Source organism: Pseudarthrobacter sp. TE9888 (assembly GCF_056279345.1).
Genome location: NZ_JBWBRD010000002.1, coordinates 1,971,553 through 1,990,038, shown reverse-complemented (window position 1 = coordinate 1,990,038; position 18,486 = coordinate 1,971,553). Strand labels below are relative to the sequence as shown.

Below are 18,486 nucleotides of genomic sequence, written 5' to 3'. Positions count from 1 at the left end.
CTGGCACTGCAGAGGAAATTACAGGTTTTGTAATTAGCTGAGACCAGACTGTTCACAGGGTACAGACTGAGAGCGCGATATGACATAGAGCACATTCAGGATATTTTTGCCTGTCATACGGCGGCCAAAAGCCCAGGCACGCAAAAAGGGCGCCCCGAAGGACGCCCTGCGACGAGGGGAGTTTGTTTGCCGGCTAATGACGGGGAGTGCGCACCACGTCACTGATCCATTGCCTGGTCTTCTCGTCCACCGGGCCGGCCACCCGCGTCTCACGGGCCAGGCGGTCGGCCTTCACCTTCTGGAACACCATGCGGCCCAGGCCGGCGAACACGGCAGCGGCGACCATCGGCAACAACACGGACTTCGAATTCTCAGCCATCCAGCAATCCTAGTGAAGGCCCTGCGGCAACTCCAGAACCCGCCGAAGAACGCTTTACGGGAACCGCGGATTTCCGGGGCCCTGCTGCACGGAACCCCTGGATGCAAAGGGATGCGCTCGGGCCGGTAGAATGATAGGGCAAGCTCGCGGAGCGCCCGTCCACCATGTCCCCCGACACCCCGGTACGGCGTGAGACGGCACCACTCCGCTGCGCCCTTACCCAAGCTCACGCACAGGAGTTGCCGGATGCCCCGGATCGTTGTTGACGTCATGCCCAAGCCCGAGATTCTGGACCCGCAGGGGAAGGCAATCGTTGGCGCTCTCCCCCGGCTGGGCTTCACCAGCTTCAGCTCTGTCCGCCAGGGCAAGCGTTTCGAACTGACGGTCGACGGCGAGGTGACGGAGGAGATCCTGGCCCAGGCCCGCGACGCCGCCGAAACCCTCCTGTCCAACCCCGTGATCGAGGACGTCGTCAACGTCGAGGTCGTCGAGGCCTGACATGACTGAACTTCCCCTGATTGGCGAGGCTGTCGCCGTCGCGGCGGAGCCGCGCCTCGCCGGCGCCCGCATCGGCGTCGTGACCTTCCCCGGTACCCTTGATGACCGGGACGCTGCCCGCGCCGTGCGCCTCGCCGGTGCCACCGCCGTCGAGCTCTGGCACGGCGACACCGAACTCGGTGATGTGGACGCCGTCGTGATTCCCGGCGGCTTCTCCTACGGCGACTACCTCCGCGCCGGCGCCATTGCCCGCTTCGCGCCGCTGATGTCCAGGATCATCGACGCCGCCAACTCCGACGCCAAGCTGCCCGTCCTGGGCATTTGCAACGGCTTCCAAATCCTCACCGAGTCGCACCTGCTGCCCGGCTCGATGATCAAGAACGACCACCTGAAGTTCCTCTGCCGCGACCAGGTGCTGCGCGTGGAGAACACCAACACCGCGTGGACGCTGGACTACCAGGCCGGCCAGGAAATCACCATCCCGCTGAAGAACCAGGACGGCCAGTACATCGCCGACGAAAAAACCCTGGACGCCCTTGAGGCCGAGGGCCGAGTCGTCTTCCGTTACGTGGGCTTCAACCCGAACGGTTCCCGCCGGGACATCGCCGGCATCTCCAATGCCGCCGGCAACGTGGTGGGCCTCATGCCGCACCCGGAGCACGCCGTGGAACCGGGCTTCGGCCCCGAGTCGCTGGACGGCATCGGCGGGTCCGATACCGACGGCCTCGGCTTCTTCACCTCCGTACTGAACAAGATTGTGGGAGGCGACAAGTGACCACCGAAACCACCAAGAAGTTCAACATCGACACCGTCGAGAACGCAGCCAAGACTCCGGACACCGAGCTGCCCTGGGCCGAGCTCGGCCTGAAGCAGAACGAGTTCGACGAGATCGTCAAGGTCCTGGGCCGCCGCCCCACCGGCGCCGAACTGGCCATGTACTCCGTTATGTGGAGCGAGCACTGCTCCTACAAGTCCTCCAAGAACCACCTGCGCCAGTTCGGCCAGAAGGTCACCGAGGAAATGAAGAAGGACATGCTGGTGGGCATCGGCGAAAACGCCGGCGTGACCAACCTGGGGGACGGCTGGGCCGTGACCTTCAAGATCGAATCGCACAACTCGCCGTCGTTTGTTGAGCCTTACCAGGGCGCCGCGACCGGCATCGGCGGCATTGTCCGCGACATCATCTCCATGGGCGCCCGCCCGGTTGCTGTCATGGATCCGCTGCGGTTCGGCGCCATCGACCACCCGGACACCGCCCGCGTCATGCACGGCGCCGTGGCCGGCATCGGCGGCTACGGCAACTCCCTGGGCCTGCCCAACATCGGTGGAGAGATGGTCTTCGACTCCGTCTACCAGGGCAACCCGTTGGTCAACGCCCTGGCTGTCGGCGTCATGCGCCACGAGGATATCCGCCTGGCCAACGCCTCCGGCAAGGGCAACAAGGTGGTCCTGTTCGGTGCCCGCACCGGCGGCGACGGCATCGGCGGCGCCTCCGTGCTGGCCTCCGAGTCCTTTGACGACACCAAGCCCTCCAAGCGCCCCGCCGTCCAGGTGGGCGATCCCTTCGCCGAGAAGGTCCTCATCGAGTGCTGCCTGGAGCTCTTCAAGGGCTCCCTGGTGGAAGGCATCCAGGACCTCGGCGCTGCGGGCATCTCCTGCGCCACGTCGGAGCTTGCCTCCAATGGCGACGGCGGCATGCAGGTTGAGCTGACCTCCGTCCTGCTGCGCGACCCCACGCTGACCCCGGGCGAGATCCTGATGTCCGAGTCGCAGGAACGGATGATGGCCGTGGTCACGCCGGAGAACGTGGAAGCGTTCGAGGCCGTCATGGACAAGTGGGCGGTGGAGTACTCCTGGCTGGGCGAGGTGACCGATACCGGCCGCCTGATCATCACCTGGGAAGGCGACGTGATTGTCGACGTCGATCCCCGCACCGTGGCGCACGACGGACCGGTCTACGACCGCCCGTTCGCCCGTCCCGAGTGGCAGGATTCCGTCCAGGCCGATACGTTCACCGGCTCCGTGCAGGACGCCGGCCGCCCGGCCGCCCCGGCCGAGCTCGCTGCGGCCGTGACCGAACTCGTGGCCTCACCGAACATGTGCTCCAAGGCCTGGATCACCAACCAGTACGACCGGTACGTCGGCGGCAACACCTCCATGGCGTTCCCCGACGACGCCGGCGTGGTCCGCGTTGACGAGGAGTCCGGCCTGGGCGTCGCCCCTGGCCACGGATGCCAACGGCCGTTACACCTACCTGGACCCGTACCACGGCGCGCAGCTGGCACTGGCCGAGGCCTACCGCAACGTGGCCACCGCGGGTGCGATCCCCATGGCCGTCAGCGACTGCCTGAACTTCGGCTCCCCCGAGGACCCCCCCCCCCCCCCCCCCCCCCCCCCCCCCCCCCCCCCCCCCCCCCCCCCCCCCCCCCCCCCCCCCCCCCCCCCCCCCCCCCCCCCCCCCCCCCCCCCCCCCCCCCCCCCCCCCCCCCCCCCCCCCCCCCCCCCCCCCCCCCCCCCCCCCCCCCCCCCCCCCCCCCCCCCCCCCCCCCCCCCCCCCCCCCCCCCCCCCCCCCCCCCCCCCCCCCCCCCCCCCCCCCCCCCCCCCCCCCCCCCCCCCCCCCCCCCCCCCCCCCCCCCCCCCCCCCCCCCCCCCCCCCCCCCCCCCCCCCCCCCCCCCCCCCCACCCCCCCCCCCCCCCCCCCACCCCCCCCCCCCCCCCCCCCCCCCCCCCCCCCCCCCCCCCCCCCCCCCCCCCCCCACCCCCCCCCCCCCCCCCCCCCCCCCCCCCCCCCCCCCCCCACCCCCCCCCCCCCCCCCCCCCCCCCCCCCCCCACCCCCCCCCCCCCCCCCCCCCCCCCCCCCCCCCCCCCCCCCCCCCCCCCCCCCCCCCCCCCCCCCACCCCCCCCCCACCCCCCCCCCCCCCCCCCCCACCCCACCCCCCCCCCCCCCCCCCCCCCCCCCCCCCCCCCCCCCCCCCCCCCCCCCCCCCCCCCCCCCCCCCCCCACCCCCCCCCCCCCCCCCCCCCCCCCCCCCCCCCCCACCCCCCCCCCCCCCCCCCCCCACCCCCCCCCCCCCCCCCCCCCCCCCCCCCCCCCCCCCCCCCCCCCCCCCCCCCCCCCCCCCCCCCCCCCCCCCCCCCCCCCCCCCCCCCCCCCCCCCCCCCCCCCCCCCCCCCCCCACCCCACCCCCCCCCCCCCCCCCCCCCCCCCCACCCCCCCCCCCACCCCCCCCCCCCCCCCCCCCCCCCCCCCCCCCCCCCCCCCCCCCCCCCCCCCCCCCCCCCCCCCCCCCCCCCCCCCCCCCCCCCCCCCCCCCCCCCCCCCCCCCCCCCCCCCCCCCCCCCCCCCCCCCCCCCCCCCCCCCCCCCCCCCCCCCCCCCCCCCCCCCCCCCCCCCCCCCCCCCCCCCCCCCCCCCCCCCCCCCCCCCCCCCCCCCCCCCCCCCCCCCCCCCCCCCCCCCCCCCCCCCCCCCCCCCCCCCCCCCCCCCCCCCCCCCCCCCCCCCCCCCCCCCCCCCCCCCCCCCCCCCCCCCCCCCCCCCCCCCCCCCCCCCCCCCCCCCCCCCCCCCCCCCCCCCCCCCCCCCCCCCCCCCCCCCCCCCCCCCCCCCCCCCCCCCCCCCCCCCCCCCCCCCCCCCCCCCCCCCCCCCCCCCCGGACGTCATGTGGCAGCTGGCCGAGGCAATCCGCGGCCTGTCCGACGCCTGCATGGTGCTGGGCATTCCGGTCACCGGCGGCAACGTCTCGCTGTACAACCAGACGGGCACCACGCCCATCCACCCCTCCCCCGTGGTGGCAGTGCTGGGCAAGCTCGACGACGTCGCCCGCCGCACGCCGTCGGGCTGGCGCGAGGACGGCCAGGCCATCTACCTGCTGGGCACCACCGCTGCCGAGCTGGACGGTTCCGAATGGGCCAACATGCGCGGCCACCTGGGCGGCCAGCCGCCCAAGGTCGACCTCGAGGCGGAACGCGCCCTCGGCGAGATCCTGATCAACGCTTCCCGCGACGGCATGATCGACGCCGCACACGACCTCTCCGAGGGCGGCCTCGCGGCTGCGCTGGTCGAGTCCTCGCTGCGCTACGGCGTGGGTGCCCGGATTGCGCTTCAGGATGTTGTTGACCGGGATGGCGTGGACCTGTTCACCGCGCTCTTCTCCGAGTCCCAGGGCCGCGCCATCGTGGGCGTCCCGCGGTCGGAGGAAATCCGGTTCACGGACATGTGCACCGCCCGCGGCTTCGCGCACACCCGCATCGGCGTGGTGGACGCGGCCAGCGGCAAGCTGGAGATCAACGGCGTGGAGGGCCTGTCCCTGGACGCCCTCCGCGACGCCCACGAGGGGACCCTGCCGAAGTACTTCGGCTAATCTCCACCGGCACCACCCGTCGACTGCTCCGTAACTGCCCTTTTGAGCCCTCAAAACGGCGGTTACGGAGCAATCGTTTTAAGGGTTCCTCCGCCGGCCGGCCTGTGCCAGGGCAACCAGCACCTTGGCGGCGGCGGGCTTGGCATCGTTGACCATGTGGCGCTTGGAGATCCTGACCTCGGTCCATCCCAGGGCGGCGTACCGTTCGGAGCGGGCTATGTCCCTGGCGATCTGGCTTGCGTCGCCGTGGTGTTCGCCCTCGTACTCGATGCCGATCCGGTATTTGCGGTAGGACAGGTCCGGTTCGTGATGCCTGGCGCCGTCTTCAGTGATGATCGGGACGTTCAACTCGGGTTCGGGCAGCCCCGCGCGCACAATCGCGAGCCGAAGCATGGTTTCCTGGGCCGAATCCGCTCCGACCCGGATGAGTTCCAGGGCCTCCTTTGCCTTCCGGAGCCCCCGCTTCCCCCGGTGCCTGTCAATCGTCCGCTGCAGATCCCACATACTGCACAGCGGCATGCTTCGGCCCTCGAATTCGAGGCGCGGAACGCGGACGCAGGCATCCCCCATGGCCACCAGCTCGTCGACTGACAGCAGCTCGGCCATGTCGAGCCACGTCCGCTCCGGCGTTGTCACCGGAATCCCGTCAATTGCCATGACTTCGTCCTCGTACAGCTTCATGCGGTGCACGATGACGTGGGGCCGGTCCAGATGGGCTGCGCCTTCGGGACGGATGAGGTGGAAAACGTCAAAGGGCCCGTCCTGGCGCCGCTGCGGCAGTGAATGAAGCTCAGCCGCCGTCAAGTGCGACGCAGCGCACCGCTCGTTGACTTCGATGAACGGCCGGACCCTGGCGCCCAAGGGGAGCGCCGCCGTCGGGCCGTCTGCCCTGATGCCCTTACCAAGCCTGCTGAGGGAACGATGCCTCAGGCGCTTGGCTGAGACCCCCTCCCTTACCGCCTCAGCCGCAGTGAACGGCCGGCCCTCAAGTACTTCAGGAAGCGGATGTGCAGTCTTCATCGCTACATCAGAGCAGAAGGAGTCGCAGGTCCGCAGAAGTTATCCACATCCTCCATCGACTGCTCCGTAAACGCCCTTTTGAGGCGCCAAAAGGGCGTTTACGGAGCAATCGACGGGTGGGCCCACGCCGCCAGGGCTCCCTGGCCGAGCTTGCGAGGCGAGGGTGGCGGTGGGGTTAGTCCTCGCTGTGGAGCTCGCGCTGGCGGGCGCTGAGCAGCTCGATCTCCGGCCGGCCTGCCACGAAGCGTTCGACGGCGGCAAGCACCTCCACGAGGTGCGCCCGGTCCGCCGCCACCAGCCCGACTCCGAGCTGCGTGCGCCGGTACTGGCCGTGGTCCCCCACCTCCGCCACGGAGACCTCGAAGCGGCGCTTGAGTTCGGCCAGGAGCGGCCGGACCACGGAACGTTTCTCCTTGAGGCTGTGTACGTCGCCAAGGAGGACATCGAACTCGGTCCAGCCGATCCACATGGAAGTTCCTAGCTGATGGTGAGCTCGCCCATGAGGTCCCAGCCATCACCGTCGAGCTGCCGGCTGATGATCTTCGGCGTCTCTACGAGGGCCTGCGGCATGTCAGCCATGGCTTTCTGGAAGTGGTCGCTGTTCACGTGGTCGCCGGCGGCATCATCCTGGAAGGCTTCCACCAGGATGTATTCGTTGGGGTCATCCAGGCTGCGTGACCAGTCGAACCAGAGGTTGCCCGGTTCCTTGCGGGTGGCTTCGGTAAAGTCCGCCACGAGCTCCGGCCAGCGCTCGGACCACTCGGGCTTGACCTTGAACTTGACGACGATAAAGATCACTGGAATTTTCCTTCCGCGGCGAGACTGCGTGCCCCTTCAATGTACCGGGAAGTAACGTAGCGCTGCGCCGCGCGGGTCACCAGTCCGCCGGCGGCGTAGAACCAGTTGGCGGGCCTGCTGAACGCCCGGATCCGCAACCACACCTCGCCTTGGCTGTTGATCTCCACCTCAAAGGATTCCTCCCCGCGGGCAGGGTGGCCGGGCAAAGTGCCGTAGCCAAAACCGGCCGACTGCGGAATTTCACCCGGCACCGGCTCATGGACCCACACCACCCGGCAGGGTGCCGGCAGGCGGAAAGGCCCGACGCCGAATCCGCTCACCACGTGTGCCCCCGGCACGGCCCGCGGTGAGCCGGTGCGGACCCGAAGCCCGGCCCGCCGCTGCAGTTCCCAGGCGAGGATGCCGTCCGCCACGCGCCGGTAAGTGTCCAGCCCAGTGCCAAGGCGAACCTCTTCCAGGACACGGTCATACCCCTCGGGGGCGCTCCCCTGTTCGGTGCTTCCCACTCCCGGGTATTCGAGCCGGGCAGTTGCCTTGTCAGTCACCGTTGCCTGCCTTCCCGAGGCGTGCCCACCCCAGTTGTTCCTGCTGCTTCCGGCTCAAGCCTGCCACCACGAGGTCGTAGGAGTCCTCCACCATGTCCCGGACCATCCCGTCCGGCAGCGATCCGTCAAGGCGGACACCGTTCCAATGGGTCTTGTTCATGTGCCATGCGCCGGTAATCGCCGCATGTACTGCCCGCAGCTGCACGGCAAGGGCCGGTTCACACTTCAGGTTTACGTAGAAGTCGTCCTCGTCCATGGATGACAGGGCAAACAGCTTCGCCTCGTGGCGGGCGCCCCCGGCGATCTGGGACCGGACTTTGAAGACCGACGTTTCCGGTCCAAACGGAAAATCCTCGTAGGCACCGGGAAACGAAAGGCAGAGTGTCCGCAGCGCGTTGGGGTCCATGGAGGAAGCCTATAAAGCACGCGTGTACGGTGCTAGTCTGCGAGGATGTCACGCGACCAGGGAGCCATTCCTGTTCTGGATCTGAGTTCCGCACGGCAGCCCTACGGAACCTTCAGCCCGGAATTCATCGAACAGCTGCGGCATGCCACCCATGACGTGGGCTTCTTCCAGATCACCGGCTACGGCGGCCGACCCGGCCAGGCTGAAGAGTTGCTGGACCTTGTCCGGCAGTTCTTCAACCTTCCCCTTGCCGAGCGGATGAAACTGGACAACCGCCTCTCGCCGCACTTCCGCGGCTACACCCGCATGGGCACCGAAGTGACCCAGGGCCGGGCGGACGCGCGGGAGCAGATCGACTACTCCCCCGAGCGCGGACCGGTGGCGGACTACCCGGAGGACCAGCCCTACTGGCTGCTGCAGGGGCCCAACCTCTGGCCCGACGAAGCGTTTCCCGGGCTCAAGCCCGCCGCCATGGAATGGGCCGACCTCATGTCAGAGGTTGGTATGGAACTGTTGCGGGCCATCGCGGTTTCGCTCCAGTTGCCGGAGGACTACTTCGATGAACCCTTCCGGGACACTCCGGCGTGGATGGGCAAGCTGGTGCACTACGTGGGCGGTGTGGTGGAGGAAGCCGGCGACCAGGGCGTCGGATCCCACGCCGATTACGGGTTCGTGACGCTCCTGCTGCAGGACGGCGTAGGCGGCCTTGAAGTCCTGCCGCCCGGTACCAGCGAATGGCTGCAGGTGGAGCCCCTCCCGGGCGCGCTGGTGGTGAACCTCGGGGAGATGCTGGAAGTGGCCACCGAGGGTTACCTGGCGGCCACCATCCACCGCGTCCAGGCCCCGCCGCCGGGCGTGGACCGCTACTCGGTGCCGTTCTTCTGGTCGCCACGGCTCGACGCTGTCATCGAGCCCGTCCCCCTGGCGCCTGAGCTGAAAGCGGCGGCCCGCGGCATCACGGACGATCCCGCCAACCCGCTGCTGGCATCCTTCGGCCTGAACATGCTTAAGGGGCGCATGCGCGCGCACCCGGACGTCACCGAACGGCATTATCCGGAATTGCTGAAGCGCCGGGGTTAGGGGAGCCCTAAAGCCCGTACTTCCAGGCAACCTGAGCAGGGCAGGCGTTCATCACCACATCGAGGCCGGCCGCCTTGGCGCGCTCCGCCGCCGCCTCGTCAATGACGCCCAGCTGCATCCACACGGCCTTGGCGCCCACGGCAATGGCCTGGTCAACCACGCTGCCCACCTTCTGCGAATTCACAAAGCAATCCACGACGTCGATGGGCTGCTTTTCCGCCGGAATGTCGGCCAGGGTGCGGTACCCCGGTTCGCCGTGGACAGCATCGCCGGGCAGGTTGACGGGGATGATTTCCATGCCCAGCCGGTCGCGGATCAACAGCGAAACATCATAGGCTGAGCGCCACTCATTGGTGGTCAGGCCCACGATGGCCCACCGGCCCTTGGTTCGCATAAGCCGTTCAATGACTGCAGGATCGTTCGTGTGGCCCATGGGATCAGCCTACGCTCCATACCTGGAGTCACGTCCGGTCGAATAAAAGAATGATCGGGGGCGCCAATGGACGCTGTGAATGAATATTACGCGGCAGACGCGAGAGTTTGCTCTCGCCGATTCATTGCTGTGTAGTGGTCTTTGACCATCCCGAGCGGCCGAGAGACCTGGATCGATGACGCCGCAGCAACCCTGGTCGCCGGACGCGCCCCAACGCCCCGGCGATAGCAAGGACCGCAGCAACGGATATCCGGAACTGGCTTTTCCGGAACGCTGCCTCCGTCGGGTGCTACCGCCAGGACCGATGGAGTGAAACGATGGGCTTGAGCGCCTCTGAAACGATGGACCTGAACGCGGGGGTGCACCCGGACAACGTCGCCTTCTGGGAGCAGCAGGCGCTGCGCCTGGATTGGGACACCCCGTGGCACACTGCGCACCGCTGGAATCCGGCGGACCCGGAAGCCGGCCGCGGACCGGGCATCACCTGGTTTGAAGGCGGACGGCTCAATGTGGCGGCCAACTGCGTGGACCGCCACGTCGCGGCCGGCCGCGGCGCCAAGGTGGCCCTCCACTTCGAAGGCGAGCCGGGCGACCGCAGGTCCATCACGTACGCCGAGCTCCAGCGCGAGGTGGCCAAAGCCGCCAATGCGCTCCTGGCCCTGGGCATCACCAAGGGCGACCGCGTGGTCATCTACCTCCCGGTCATCCCCGAAACAGTCATCATCACGCTTGCCGTGGCCCGGATCGGCGCCATCCACTCCCTGGTGTTCGGCGGTTTCTCGGCCGAAGCGCTGAAGTTCCGGGTGGAGGACACCGGCGCCAAGCTCCTGGTCACCACCGACGGCCAGTTCCGCCGCGGCGTGGCTGTTCCTGTGAAGGACAACGCGGACGCCGCGGTCGCCGGGGACAATGCCATCGAGCACGTCCTGGTGGTCAACCGCACCACCCCTGCCGGCGACCTGGCTGCCGTCCCCATGACCGCAGGCCGCGACGTGTGGTGGCATGACGTCGTCGGAAACGCCCCGGACGTCCACGAGCCGGAGGCTTTCGACGCCGAGACGCCGCTGTTCATCATGTACACCTCCGGGACCACCGGTAAGCCCAAGGGCCTGGTGCACACCTCCGGCGGCTACCTGACGCAGGCCTCGTGGAGCTTCGAGCACCTCTTCAGCAACCCGGACCCGGCCCTCCGCGACCAGGACGTGCACTGGTGCACGGCCGATCTCGCGTGGGTTACGGCGCACACCTACGAAATCTACGGGCCGCTGTCCAACGGCGCCACGCAGGTCATCTTCGAGGGCACGCCCAACACCCCCCATCCGGGCCGGCATTTCGAAATCATCGAACGGTACGGCGTAACCCAGTACTACACCGCGCCCACGCTGGTCAGGTCCCTCATGGGCTGGTTCCCGGACGGCGTTCCGGACACCTACGACCTGTCCTCCATCCGATTGCTGGGCACCGTCGGGGAAGCGGTCAACCCGGAGGCCTGGCGCTGGCTGCGCGAGAATGTGGGTGCCGGCACCGCACCGGTGGTGGACACATGGTGGCAGTCCGAAACCGGCGCCACCATCCTCTCCCCCGCACCCACGGACACCAGCTTCAAGCCAGGCTGCGCGGCACGCCCGCTGCCGGGGGTCAGCACCAGGATCGTGGACGACGGCGGCGATACCGTGGCGCCGGGCGTCCAGGGAAACATCGTGGTTGACTCCCCCGGGCCCGCCATCGCGCGCACCGTCTGGGGCAACCCCCGGCGCTACTTCGATTCGTACTGGAGCAAGTACGCGGACCGGGGCTGGTTCCTGGCAGGCGACGGCGCCAAGTACGACGCCGACGGCGATATCTGGATCCTGGGCCGCGTGGATGACACCCTGAACGTCTCCGGCCACCTGCTCTCCACCATCGAGATCGAGTCCGCCCTGGTGTCGCACCCGGACGTGGTGGAGGCCGGGGTCTGCCCGGTGGCGGATCCGAAGACCGGGCACGCGGTGGTGGCCTTCGTCGTGCTGAAGACCGGGGCCCCGGCAGACTGTATCGAGGACCTCCGGAACCACGTCGCCAAGGAGATCGGCCCCATCGCCAAGCCGCGCGACGTCGTCGTGGTTCCCGATGTTCCCAAAACGCGCAGCGGCAAAATCATGCGCCGGCTGCTCACCCAGCTGTTCGAAGGCACAGTCCTGGGCGACACCACCTCACTCCAGAACGAACCGGCCATCGCCGGTATCCAAGACGTCCTGCGCCAGCGGGCCCTAACGAAGGAAGAATCATGACAGACATCAGCAACGTCGCCCGTCTCTCCGAGCCCCTCAAGTTCGCCTACTGGGTGCCCAACGTCTCCGGCGGCCTGGTGGTATCCACCATCGAGCAGCGCACCGGCTGGGACTTCGACTACAACAGGAAGCTGGCGCGCATCGCCGAGGAATCCGGCTTCGAGTACGCCCTGACCCAGACCCGGTACGCCGCCTCCTACGGCGCGGACAAGCAGCACGAGGCGACCTCGTTCAGCCTGGCCCTGCTGGCCGCCACGGAGCGCCTGAAGGTCATCGCCGCAGTGCACCCCGGAATGTGGCACCCCGGCGTGCTGGCGAAGTACATCATCACTGCCGACCACATCTCCAACGGGCGTGCCGCCGTGAACATCGTCTCGGGCTGGCTGAAGAGCGAGTTCACCAACTTCGGCCTGGAGTGGCTGGAGCACGACGAGCGCTACGTCCGCACCGAGGAATTCATCAACGTCCTGCGCGGCTTGTGGACCGAGAAGGACTACAGCCAGTCCGGCAAGTACTACAACATCACCGACTTCACCCTGAACCCGGCTCCCGTTGACGTACCAGGCCGGGCGCACCCGGAGATCTTCTTCGGCGGAAACTCGACGGCGGCCCAGGCCACCGCCGGCCGCGTGGCGGACTGGTACTTCTCCAACGGCAAGGACCTTGAGGGCTTCAAGGAGAACATCGCCGGGGTGGTGGCCGCTGCCGGCGAAACGAGCCGCGGCACCGAGGGGCGGCTGGCCGCTCCCCGGTTCGGCCTCAACGGGTTCGTCATCGCCCGCGACTCCGAAAAGGAGGCCCGGGACACCCTGCGCGAGATCGTGGAGAAGGCCCACAAGCCAGCAGTGCAGGGCTTCCGCGACGCGGTGCAGGAAGCAGGCGCCTCCACCAAGGACGGCAAGGGCATGTGGGCCGACTCCACGTTCGAGGACCTGGTCCAGTACAACGACGGCTTCAAGACCCAGCTCATCGGCACCCCGGAACAGATCGCCGAGCGCATCGTGGAGTACAAGAAGATCGGCGTAAACCTGTTCCTCACCGGCTACCTGCACTTCCAGGAGGAGGTGGCGGCGTTCGGCCGCGACATCCTGCCGATCGTCCGGGAGCTGGAGGCGGACCTGGCCCGCAGGAACGGCACCGAACTGGACCTGTCCGGAACCCCGGTTGCCGCCGAAGCCGTGGCTGTCTGATGGCTGAACGCACCTTCGGGTTCCGCACCCGCGCCCTGCACGCCGGCGGCACCCCCGACGCCGAGCACGGCGCCCGCGCCGTACCCATCTACCAGACCACGTCCTTCGTCTTCAAGGACACCAACGACGCCGCCAACCTGTTCGCGCTGCAGAAGTACGGCAACATCTACTCCCGCATCGGCAACCCCACCGTCGCGGCGTTCGAGGAGCGCATCGCGTCCCTCGAAGGCGGCATCGGAGCGGTCGCTACGGCGTCGGGCATGGCAGCGGAGTTCATCACCTTTGCCGCCCTGACCCAGGCGGGTGACCACATCGTGGCAGCCTCCCAGCTGTACGGCGGCACCGTGACCCAGCTCGATGTCACCCTGCGCCGGTTCGGCGTGGACACCACCTTTGTTGCCGGAACCGACCCCGCCGACTATGCCGCGGCAGTGCGGGAGAACACCAAGGCGATCTTCGTGGAGGTGGTGGCCAACCCGTCGTCGGAGGTCCAGGACCTGGCGGGGCTGGCCAAAGTGGCACACGACGCCGGGATCCCCCTGGTGGTCGACGCCACCTTGAGCACGCCGTACCTCGTGCGGCCGATCGAGCACGGTGCCGACATCGTGATCCACTCCGCTACGAAGTTCCTGGGCGGCCACGGCACCACACTGGGCGGCGTGGTGGTGGAAAGCGGCCGGTTCAACTGGGGCAACGGCAAGTTCCCCACCATGACCGAACCCGTGGCTTCCTACGGCAACGTCTCCTGGTGGGGCAACTTCGGCGAATACGGCTTCCTCACCAAACTGCGCAGCGAGCAGCTGCGCGACATCGGCCCGGCGCTGTCGCCGCAGTCGGCGTTCCAGCTGCTCCAGGGCGTCGAGACGCTGCCGCAGCGGCTCGACGAGCACCTGAAGAACGCGCGGGCCGTGGCCGAGTGGCTCGAAAACGATGACCGGGTGGCCTACGTCAACTACTCCGGGTTGCCCTCCCACCCGCACTACGACAGGGCACGGAAGTACCTGCCGCTGGGCCCGGGATCGGTCTTCTCGTTCGGGGTGAAGGGCGGGCGCGCCGCGGGGCAGAAGTTCATCGAGTCCCTGCAGCTGGCTTCCCACCTGGCCAACGTGGGTGACTCCCGGACCCTGGTGATCCACCCCGGCTCCACCACCCACCAGCAGCTCAATGCGGCACAGCTGGAATCCGCGGGCGTGCCGGAGGACCTGGTCCGCATCTCAGTGGGCCTCGAGGACATCGAGGACATCCTGTGGGACCTGGACCAGGCACTGACCGAGGCGTCCAGCACGCTGGTTGAGCCTGTCGAAACCCAGGCTTTGACCGGTTCAGCCAAGGATTCCTGCACGATCGGAGCAAACGCATGAGCACCGCCGAACGTACCTGGTCCGGCCCATCGGCACCTGAGCGGCTGGCCCTGCTCCGGCAGGCGAAATCCATAGCCATTGTTGGAGCCTCTGACAAGCCGTCGCGGGCCAGCTACTTCGTGGCCACCTACCTGCTCTCCTCCACCCGCTACAAGGTGTACTTCGTGAACCCGGTGGTCAAGGAGATCCTGGGGCAGCCCACGTACGCCTCCCTCGCGGACCTGCCGGAGAGCCCGGACATCGTTGACGTGTTCCGCAAGCACGACGACCTTCCGGGCGTCCTTGACGAGGCCGTGGCCGCCGGCGCCAAAACACTCTGGCTGCAGCTGGGGTCCTGGCACGAAGGCGTCGCGGCAGGCGCGGAAGCCGCAGGGCTGAACGTGGTGATGGACCGCTGCGTGAAGATCGAGCATGCACGCTTCCACGGGGGCCTGCACCTGGCCGGTTTCGATACCGGCGTGATTTCCTCCAAGCGCCAGGTCATGGCCTGACCAGCTGCTGAAGATGACAACAGCGGGTCCGTTCAACGGGCCCGCTGTTGCTGTTTCGACTATTTCGCCGGAGATGTGGGCTTCGGAACGTTTCCCTGCCCCGCGCCCTGGGGACCTGCCTGGCCCTGGACCACTCCGGCGGCGGGTTTTGCCGGCCCGTTGGCCGCACCTGCCGCTGCGGCCGCAGTCTCTGAAGCCGGGGTGCCCGCCTTCCCCTGGTTTGCGGCGGCTGGTCCTGCCGGCACTTCTTCCGCCGCAGCTCCCTGGCCGTCCCTGCCGCGGCCGGCTCCGTTGCCCTGCGGGACAGCCCCTGCCCCGGCAGGCGTACACATCCCGCCGGCTGCTTCGTGGTTGACCGGGCCGGCACAGTGCGGCGTGCCTGTGTGCACATGCCCCGTGTGCCGGGGAGCTCCGTCGTGGTCCGGCAGGAGGCGGGAGGCAAGGTTGGCGGCGTCGCTGGCCCCACCGGCCGCAGCCTCCGGGCCTGCGGCAAGTTCCCCGTCGGAAGCCAGCCTGGGAGCACGGTAGCCGTAGCCCGCGGCCGACGGACCGCTCACCGAATTGCTCCAGGGCGACAAATCCTCCAGCAGTTGCTCCACGGGGCTGCTCCCGTGAGGTGTGGAGCTGGCGGCTACCCCGCCAACTCCCAGCCCCATTCCGGCCACCAGCACAAGCCCCAGCGTGGTGGGACGGTGCCTGCGGCGGCGGCGGGCCAGTTCATCGGCGGGAGGCTCATCGTCCTGCCCAACTTCACGTTCTCCGGCTGCGGCATCGGGCGCGCCGCCGGGTACGGGGCCCTCCCCGAGGATGGGCCCGGCTGCCGTGAGCAGTGCAGCGAGCTCCCCGGTGGGCTCGGGCGTGGGCACGGACGCCAGGGCGCCCAGCGAATGGAGGGCCCCGCGAAGGTCCGCATCCAGTTCGAAGCCGACGTCCTGCAGCATGTCGTCGACAAGGGCGGCAAGGTTATCCTGGGCAGGCGTCATGGCGCGAGGTACTCCTTCACTGCGGCAAGTTCCCGGAGTTTCAGCAATGCGCGCCGCTGCAGCTGCTTCACCGAACCAGCGCTCTTTTCCATGGTCTCCGCCGTCTGTTCCACCGTGAGGCCGGCCACCAGGCGCAGGGACAGAACGTCCCGCTGGTCCTGGGGCAGCCCGTCCAGCAGCCTGAGGACTTCCCGGGGTTCGATGCGCTGCAGGGCTTCCTTCTCCGCCGACGTGTCCTGGCGCTGGTCGAGCTCGGGCTCGAAGGACAGCTTGACCGGAGTCCGGCTCTGGCGGCGGTGGTCATCCACCATCCGGGCGTGGGCAACAGAGAAGATAAAGGTCCGCAGCCCCGACTCCCCTCCCCGCACGGTACCGAGACGTGGCAGCACGGACAGGAACACTTCCTGCATGGCGGCCTCCGGATCCTCGACTCCCCGGGCCGTGAGATAGCCCAGAACCTGTGATGCGTACGTCTTATAAACCAGGCTGAAGGCAGCGGTCCCGGAAACTGGCTGGCCCGGGGCCTCGTCTGTCTGTGCATCGGTCACTGACGTGGTGCTTTCCGTCAAGAAGGGTGGTGGCAGGGCAGCGTTCAGTACATCCGGAACGCTGCCCTCACTTTACCCGCCAGTAACCGCACAGCCCGAAGCGCCACGGCCGGGGCCAGTGACGGGCGAAGCCTGGGCGGCCACCCTTGCGGAAAGATAAAAGAGCCGGCCTGGAACGTGATGGGGGACAGGTTCCAGGCCGGCGCTTCATAGAGGTAATCGCTCCGGCTGCCCGGGGGGTTACGCCTTTTCAAAAAAAGTTCGAAATCTTTTTCAGCGGGTTGCTGTCCTGGTCCAACGGGGCACACTGGCGTGCCTGCGGGGTGCCCCTGCCAGCACGAAGGCGTGCACCAGGGCGGGCGTGCGCTCCTCGCCGCATACGGGTACGACGGCGGCGGGAAGCTCCGCCGGCAAAGCGGCAGCAGCTGCTGCGGGTACGGGCGCGGGACGGGAGACGGCCCCGGCGGGACAGAGGTCGGTCACCAGGCCGGTTCCGGCACATTCGCGAACCGCGGCTATCCCCGCCACCACGGCGGCTTTGTCCTCAAAAGGGCCGGAGACGGCGATCACGGCCCCGTCCGGAGCCAGGAGCCGGAACCGGAAAAACGAATCAGCGTCGACGAATGCTTCAAATTTTCCGGCCATGACGATCCTTCCTTGGGCACCAGGTGGTACAGACGAGTCTGGCGGCGGCACCGGAAGCCTCACAAGACCGCGCGCGTTAAGCCTGTGTAAATTCGTTTTCCGCCGCCAAAACAAGCGGCAGGCCACCTGCAATAGGTGGCCTGCCGCCGTCGTAATCCCCCCGTTTCGGGAGGAGTCGTCAGTCGTTGATGAGGTCGTTCACCACGATGGTCTGGTCCCGGTCCGGGCCAACGCCGATGGCGGAGAACCGGGTTCCGGAAAGCTTCTCCAGCGCCAGGACGTAATTGCGCGCGTTCTCCGGCAGGTCCGCCAGCGTCCGGGCTCCGGTGATGTCTTCGGTCCACCCGTCGAAGTACTCGAAGATGGGCTTCGCGTGGTGGAACTCGGTCTGCGTCATGGGCATCTCGTCATGCCGCACGCCGTCGACGTCGTAGGCGACACATACCGGGATCTGCTCGATGCCGGTGAGGACGTCCAGCTTGGTGACGAAGTAGTCCGTGAAGCCGTTGACGCGGGAGGCGTGGCGGGCCAGGACCGCGTCGTACCAGCCACAGCGGCGGGGACGGCCGGTGTTGACGCCGAATTCGCCGCCGGTCTTCTGCAGGTAGACGCCCATCTCATCGAAGAGCTCCGTGGGGAACGGGCCGGCACCAACGCGGGTGGTGTAGGCCTTGATGATGCCGATGGAGCGGGAGATCCGCGTGGGGCCGATGCCGGAGCCCACCGAGGCGCCGCCGGCGGTGGGGTTGGAGGAGGTCACGAACGGGTAGGTGCCGTGGTCCACGTCCAGGAATGTTGCCTGGCCGCCCTCCATCAGGACAACCTTGCCCTCGTCCAGCGCGGAGTTCAGGACCAGGGTGCTGTCGATGACCAGCGGGCGGAGCCGCTCGGCGAAGGACAGGAAGTACTCCACGATCTCGTCCACCACCACACCGCGGCGGTTGTAGACCTTGACCAGGAGTTCGTTCTTCTGCCGCAGCGAGCCTTCCACCTTCTGGCGGAGAATCGATTCGTCGAAGACATCCTGGACGCGGATGCCCAGCCGGGCCACCTTGTCCATGTAGGCGGGACCGATGCCGCGGCCGGTGGTGCCAATGGCCCGGCTTCCCAGGAAGCGTTCGGTCACCTTGTCCAGCACCTGGTGGTAGGGCGCCACCAGGTGGGCGTTGGCGGAGACCCGCAGCTTTGAGGTGTCGGCGCCGCGCGCCTGGAGTCCGTCGATTTCCTGGAAGAGGGCCTCCAGGTTCACCACGCAGCCGTTGCCGATGACGGGAACGGCGTTGGGGCTGAGAATGCCTGCCGGCAGAAGTTTGAGTTCGTACTTTTCACCGCCTACGACGACGGTGTGCCCGGCGTTGTTGCCGCCGTTGGGCTTGACGACGTAGTCAACACGGCCGCCCAGCAGGTCGGTGGCCTTGCCTTTTCCTTCGTCGCCCCACTGGGCTCCTACGATCACAATTGCTGGCATGGGATCCT

General features: G+C 68.8%; 18 protein-coding genes and 2 pseudogenes. 9 read left to right on the top strand and 11 right to left on the bottom strand.

All coding sequences use genetic code 11. The features are described 5' to 3' along the window. Positions 1-193: 193 nt before the first annotated feature. Positions 194-379: a hypothetical protein gene (locus ACZ9J7_RS09990; RefSeq protein ID WP_141158233.1), complete on the bottom strand. Its 186-nt coding sequence runs from the start codon at positions 377-379 to the stop codon at positions 194-196. Positions 380-625: 246 nt separating this feature from the next. On the opposite strand from ACZ9J7_RS09990, the gene purS reads away from it, so the two are divergent. The 4 genes and pseudogenes from purS to ACZ9J7_RS09970 form a co-directional block, all read left to right on the top strand. Next, on the top strand, positions 626-877 hold the full coding sequence (gene purS / locus ACZ9J7_RS09985; RefSeq protein WP_015935902.1) for a phosphoribosylformylglycinamidine synthase subunit PurS: 252 nt from the start codon (positions 626-628) through the stop codon (positions 875-877). 1 nt (position 878) lies between these two features. Beyond that, positions 879-1,652, top strand: coding sequence for a phosphoribosylformylglycinamidine synthase subunit PurQ (gene purQ / locus ACZ9J7_RS09980; protein WP_141158234.1), 774 nt, complete (start codon positions 879-881; stop codon positions 1,650-1,652). Continuing rightward, positions 1,649-3,251 (top strand): annotated as a pseudogene (gene purL, locus ACZ9J7_RS09975) (phosphoribosylformylglycinamidine synthase subunit PurL); the annotation flags it as partial. The gene purQ and the pseudogene purL, both read left to right, overlap by 4 nt. 1,269 nt (positions 3,252-4,520) lie before the next feature. Further along, a pseudogene (locus tag ACZ9J7_RS09970) lies at positions 4,521-5,240 on the top strand (AIR synthase-related protein); the annotation flags it as partial. A gap of 78 nt (positions 5,241-5,318) precedes the next feature. On the opposite strand, the gene ACZ9J7_RS09965 reads toward ACZ9J7_RS09970, so the two are convergent. The 5 genes from ACZ9J7_RS09965 to ACZ9J7_RS09945 form a co-directional block, all read right to left on the bottom strand. Then, positions 5,319-6,260 (bottom strand): hypothetical protein, encoded by a 942-nt coding sequence (locus tag ACZ9J7_RS09965; RefSeq protein ID WP_476209059.1) that lies wholly within the window; start codon positions 6,258-6,260, stop codon positions 5,319-5,321. 175 nt (positions 6,261-6,435) lie between these two features. After that, positions 6,436-6,729: a DUF503 domain-containing protein gene (locus ACZ9J7_RS09960; protein WP_175319074.1), complete on the bottom strand. Its 294-nt coding sequence runs from the start codon at positions 6,727-6,729 to the stop codon at positions 6,436-6,438. Positions 6,730-6,737: 8 nt separating this feature from the next. Beyond that, positions 6,738-7,058, bottom strand: coding sequence for a putative quinol monooxygenase (locus tag ACZ9J7_RS09955; protein ID WP_476209057.1), 321 nt, complete (start codon positions 7,056-7,058; stop codon positions 6,738-6,740). Next, complete coding sequence (locus ACZ9J7_RS09950; protein ID WP_476209056.1) at positions 7,055-7,603, bottom strand: DUF1990 family protein; 549 nt, start codon at positions 7,601-7,603, stop codon at positions 7,055-7,057. Before ACZ9J7_RS09950 ends, ACZ9J7_RS09955 begins: the two co-directional genes overlap by 4 nt. Then, complete coding sequence (locus ACZ9J7_RS09945) at positions 7,596-8,009, bottom strand: MmcQ/YjbR family DNA-binding protein (protein ID WP_476209054.1); 414 nt, start codon at positions 8,007-8,009, stop codon at positions 7,596-7,598. Before ACZ9J7_RS09945 ends, ACZ9J7_RS09950 begins: the two co-directional genes overlap by 8 nt. A 45-nt stretch (positions 8,010-8,054) precedes the next feature. Between ACZ9J7_RS09945 and ACZ9J7_RS09940 the strand changes: the two genes are divergently transcribed. Continuing rightward, the gene (locus ACZ9J7_RS09940) at positions 8,055-9,089 is read left to right on the top strand and encodes an isopenicillin N synthase family dioxygenase (RefSeq protein WP_476209052.1); all 1,035 of its coding nucleotides are present in this window, start codon (positions 8,055-8,057) and stop codon (positions 9,087-9,089) included. A 7-nt stretch (positions 9,090-9,096) separates the two neighbouring features. Here ACZ9J7_RS09940 and ACZ9J7_RS09935 read toward each other — a convergent pair whose 3' ends face one another. Further along, positions 9,097-9,522 (bottom strand): CoA-binding protein, encoded by a 426-nt coding sequence (locus tag ACZ9J7_RS09935; RefSeq protein WP_476209051.1) that lies wholly within the window; start codon positions 9,520-9,522, stop codon positions 9,097-9,099. Positions 9,523-9,770: 248 nt separating this feature from the next. On the opposite strand from ACZ9J7_RS09935, the gene acs reads away from it, so the two are divergent. The 4 genes from acs to ACZ9J7_RS09915 are packed head-to-tail and all read left to right on the top strand — an operon-like array spanning position 9,771 to position 14,834. After that, positions 9,771-11,792: an acetate--CoA ligase gene (acs, locus tag ACZ9J7_RS09930; protein ID WP_476211831.1), complete on the top strand. Its 2,022-nt coding sequence runs from the start codon at positions 9,771-9,773 to the stop codon at positions 11,790-11,792. Continuing rightward, complete coding sequence (gene sfnG, locus ACZ9J7_RS09925) at positions 11,789-12,982, top strand: dimethylsulfone monooxygenase SfnG (RefSeq protein ID WP_476209049.1); 1,194 nt, start codon at positions 11,789-11,791, stop codon at positions 12,980-12,982. Before acs ends, sfnG begins: the two co-directional genes overlap by 4 nt. Beyond that, the gene (locus ACZ9J7_RS09920; RefSeq protein WP_476209047.1) at positions 12,982-14,343 is read left to right on the top strand and encodes an O-acetylhomoserine aminocarboxypropyltransferase/cysteine synthase family protein; all 1,362 of its coding nucleotides are present in this window, start codon (positions 12,982-12,984) and stop codon (positions 14,341-14,343) included. The genes sfnG and ACZ9J7_RS09920 overlap by 1 nt, the downstream gene beginning before the upstream one ends. After that, a complete protein-coding gene (locus ACZ9J7_RS09915; RefSeq protein ID WP_214944045.1) occupies positions 14,340-14,834 on the top strand; it encodes a CoA-binding protein in 495 nt (164 codons plus the stop codon). The genes ACZ9J7_RS09920 and ACZ9J7_RS09915 overlap by 4 nt, the downstream gene beginning before the upstream one ends. 59 nt (positions 14,835-14,893) lie before the next feature. On the opposite strand, the gene ACZ9J7_RS09910 is transcribed toward ACZ9J7_RS09915, so the two are convergent. From ACZ9J7_RS09910 to ACZ9J7_RS09895, 4 genes are all read right to left on the bottom strand, one after another. Continuing rightward, the gene (locus ACZ9J7_RS09910; protein ID WP_476209045.1) at positions 14,894-15,817 is read right to left on the bottom strand and encodes a hypothetical protein; all 924 of its coding nucleotides are present in this window, start codon (positions 15,815-15,817) and stop codon (positions 14,894-14,896) included. Beyond that, the gene (locus ACZ9J7_RS09905; protein WP_476209043.1) at positions 15,814-16,365 is read right to left on the bottom strand and encodes an RNA polymerase sigma factor; all 552 of its coding nucleotides are present in this window, start codon (positions 16,363-16,365) and stop codon (positions 15,814-15,816) included. The genes ACZ9J7_RS09910 and ACZ9J7_RS09905 overlap by 4 nt, the downstream gene beginning before the upstream one ends. Before the next feature lie 273 nt (positions 16,366-16,638). Continuing rightward, positions 16,639-17,010: a YegP family protein gene (locus ACZ9J7_RS09900; RefSeq protein WP_476209041.1), complete on the bottom strand. Its 372-nt coding sequence runs from the start codon at positions 17,008-17,010 to the stop codon at positions 16,639-16,641. Positions 17,011-17,188: 178 nt separating this feature from the next. Beyond that, entirely contained in the window at positions 17,189-18,478 is a 1,290-nt protein-coding gene (locus tag ACZ9J7_RS09895) for an adenylosuccinate synthase (RefSeq protein WP_476209039.1), read from the bottom strand. Positions 18,479-18,486 lie beyond the last annotated feature (8 nt).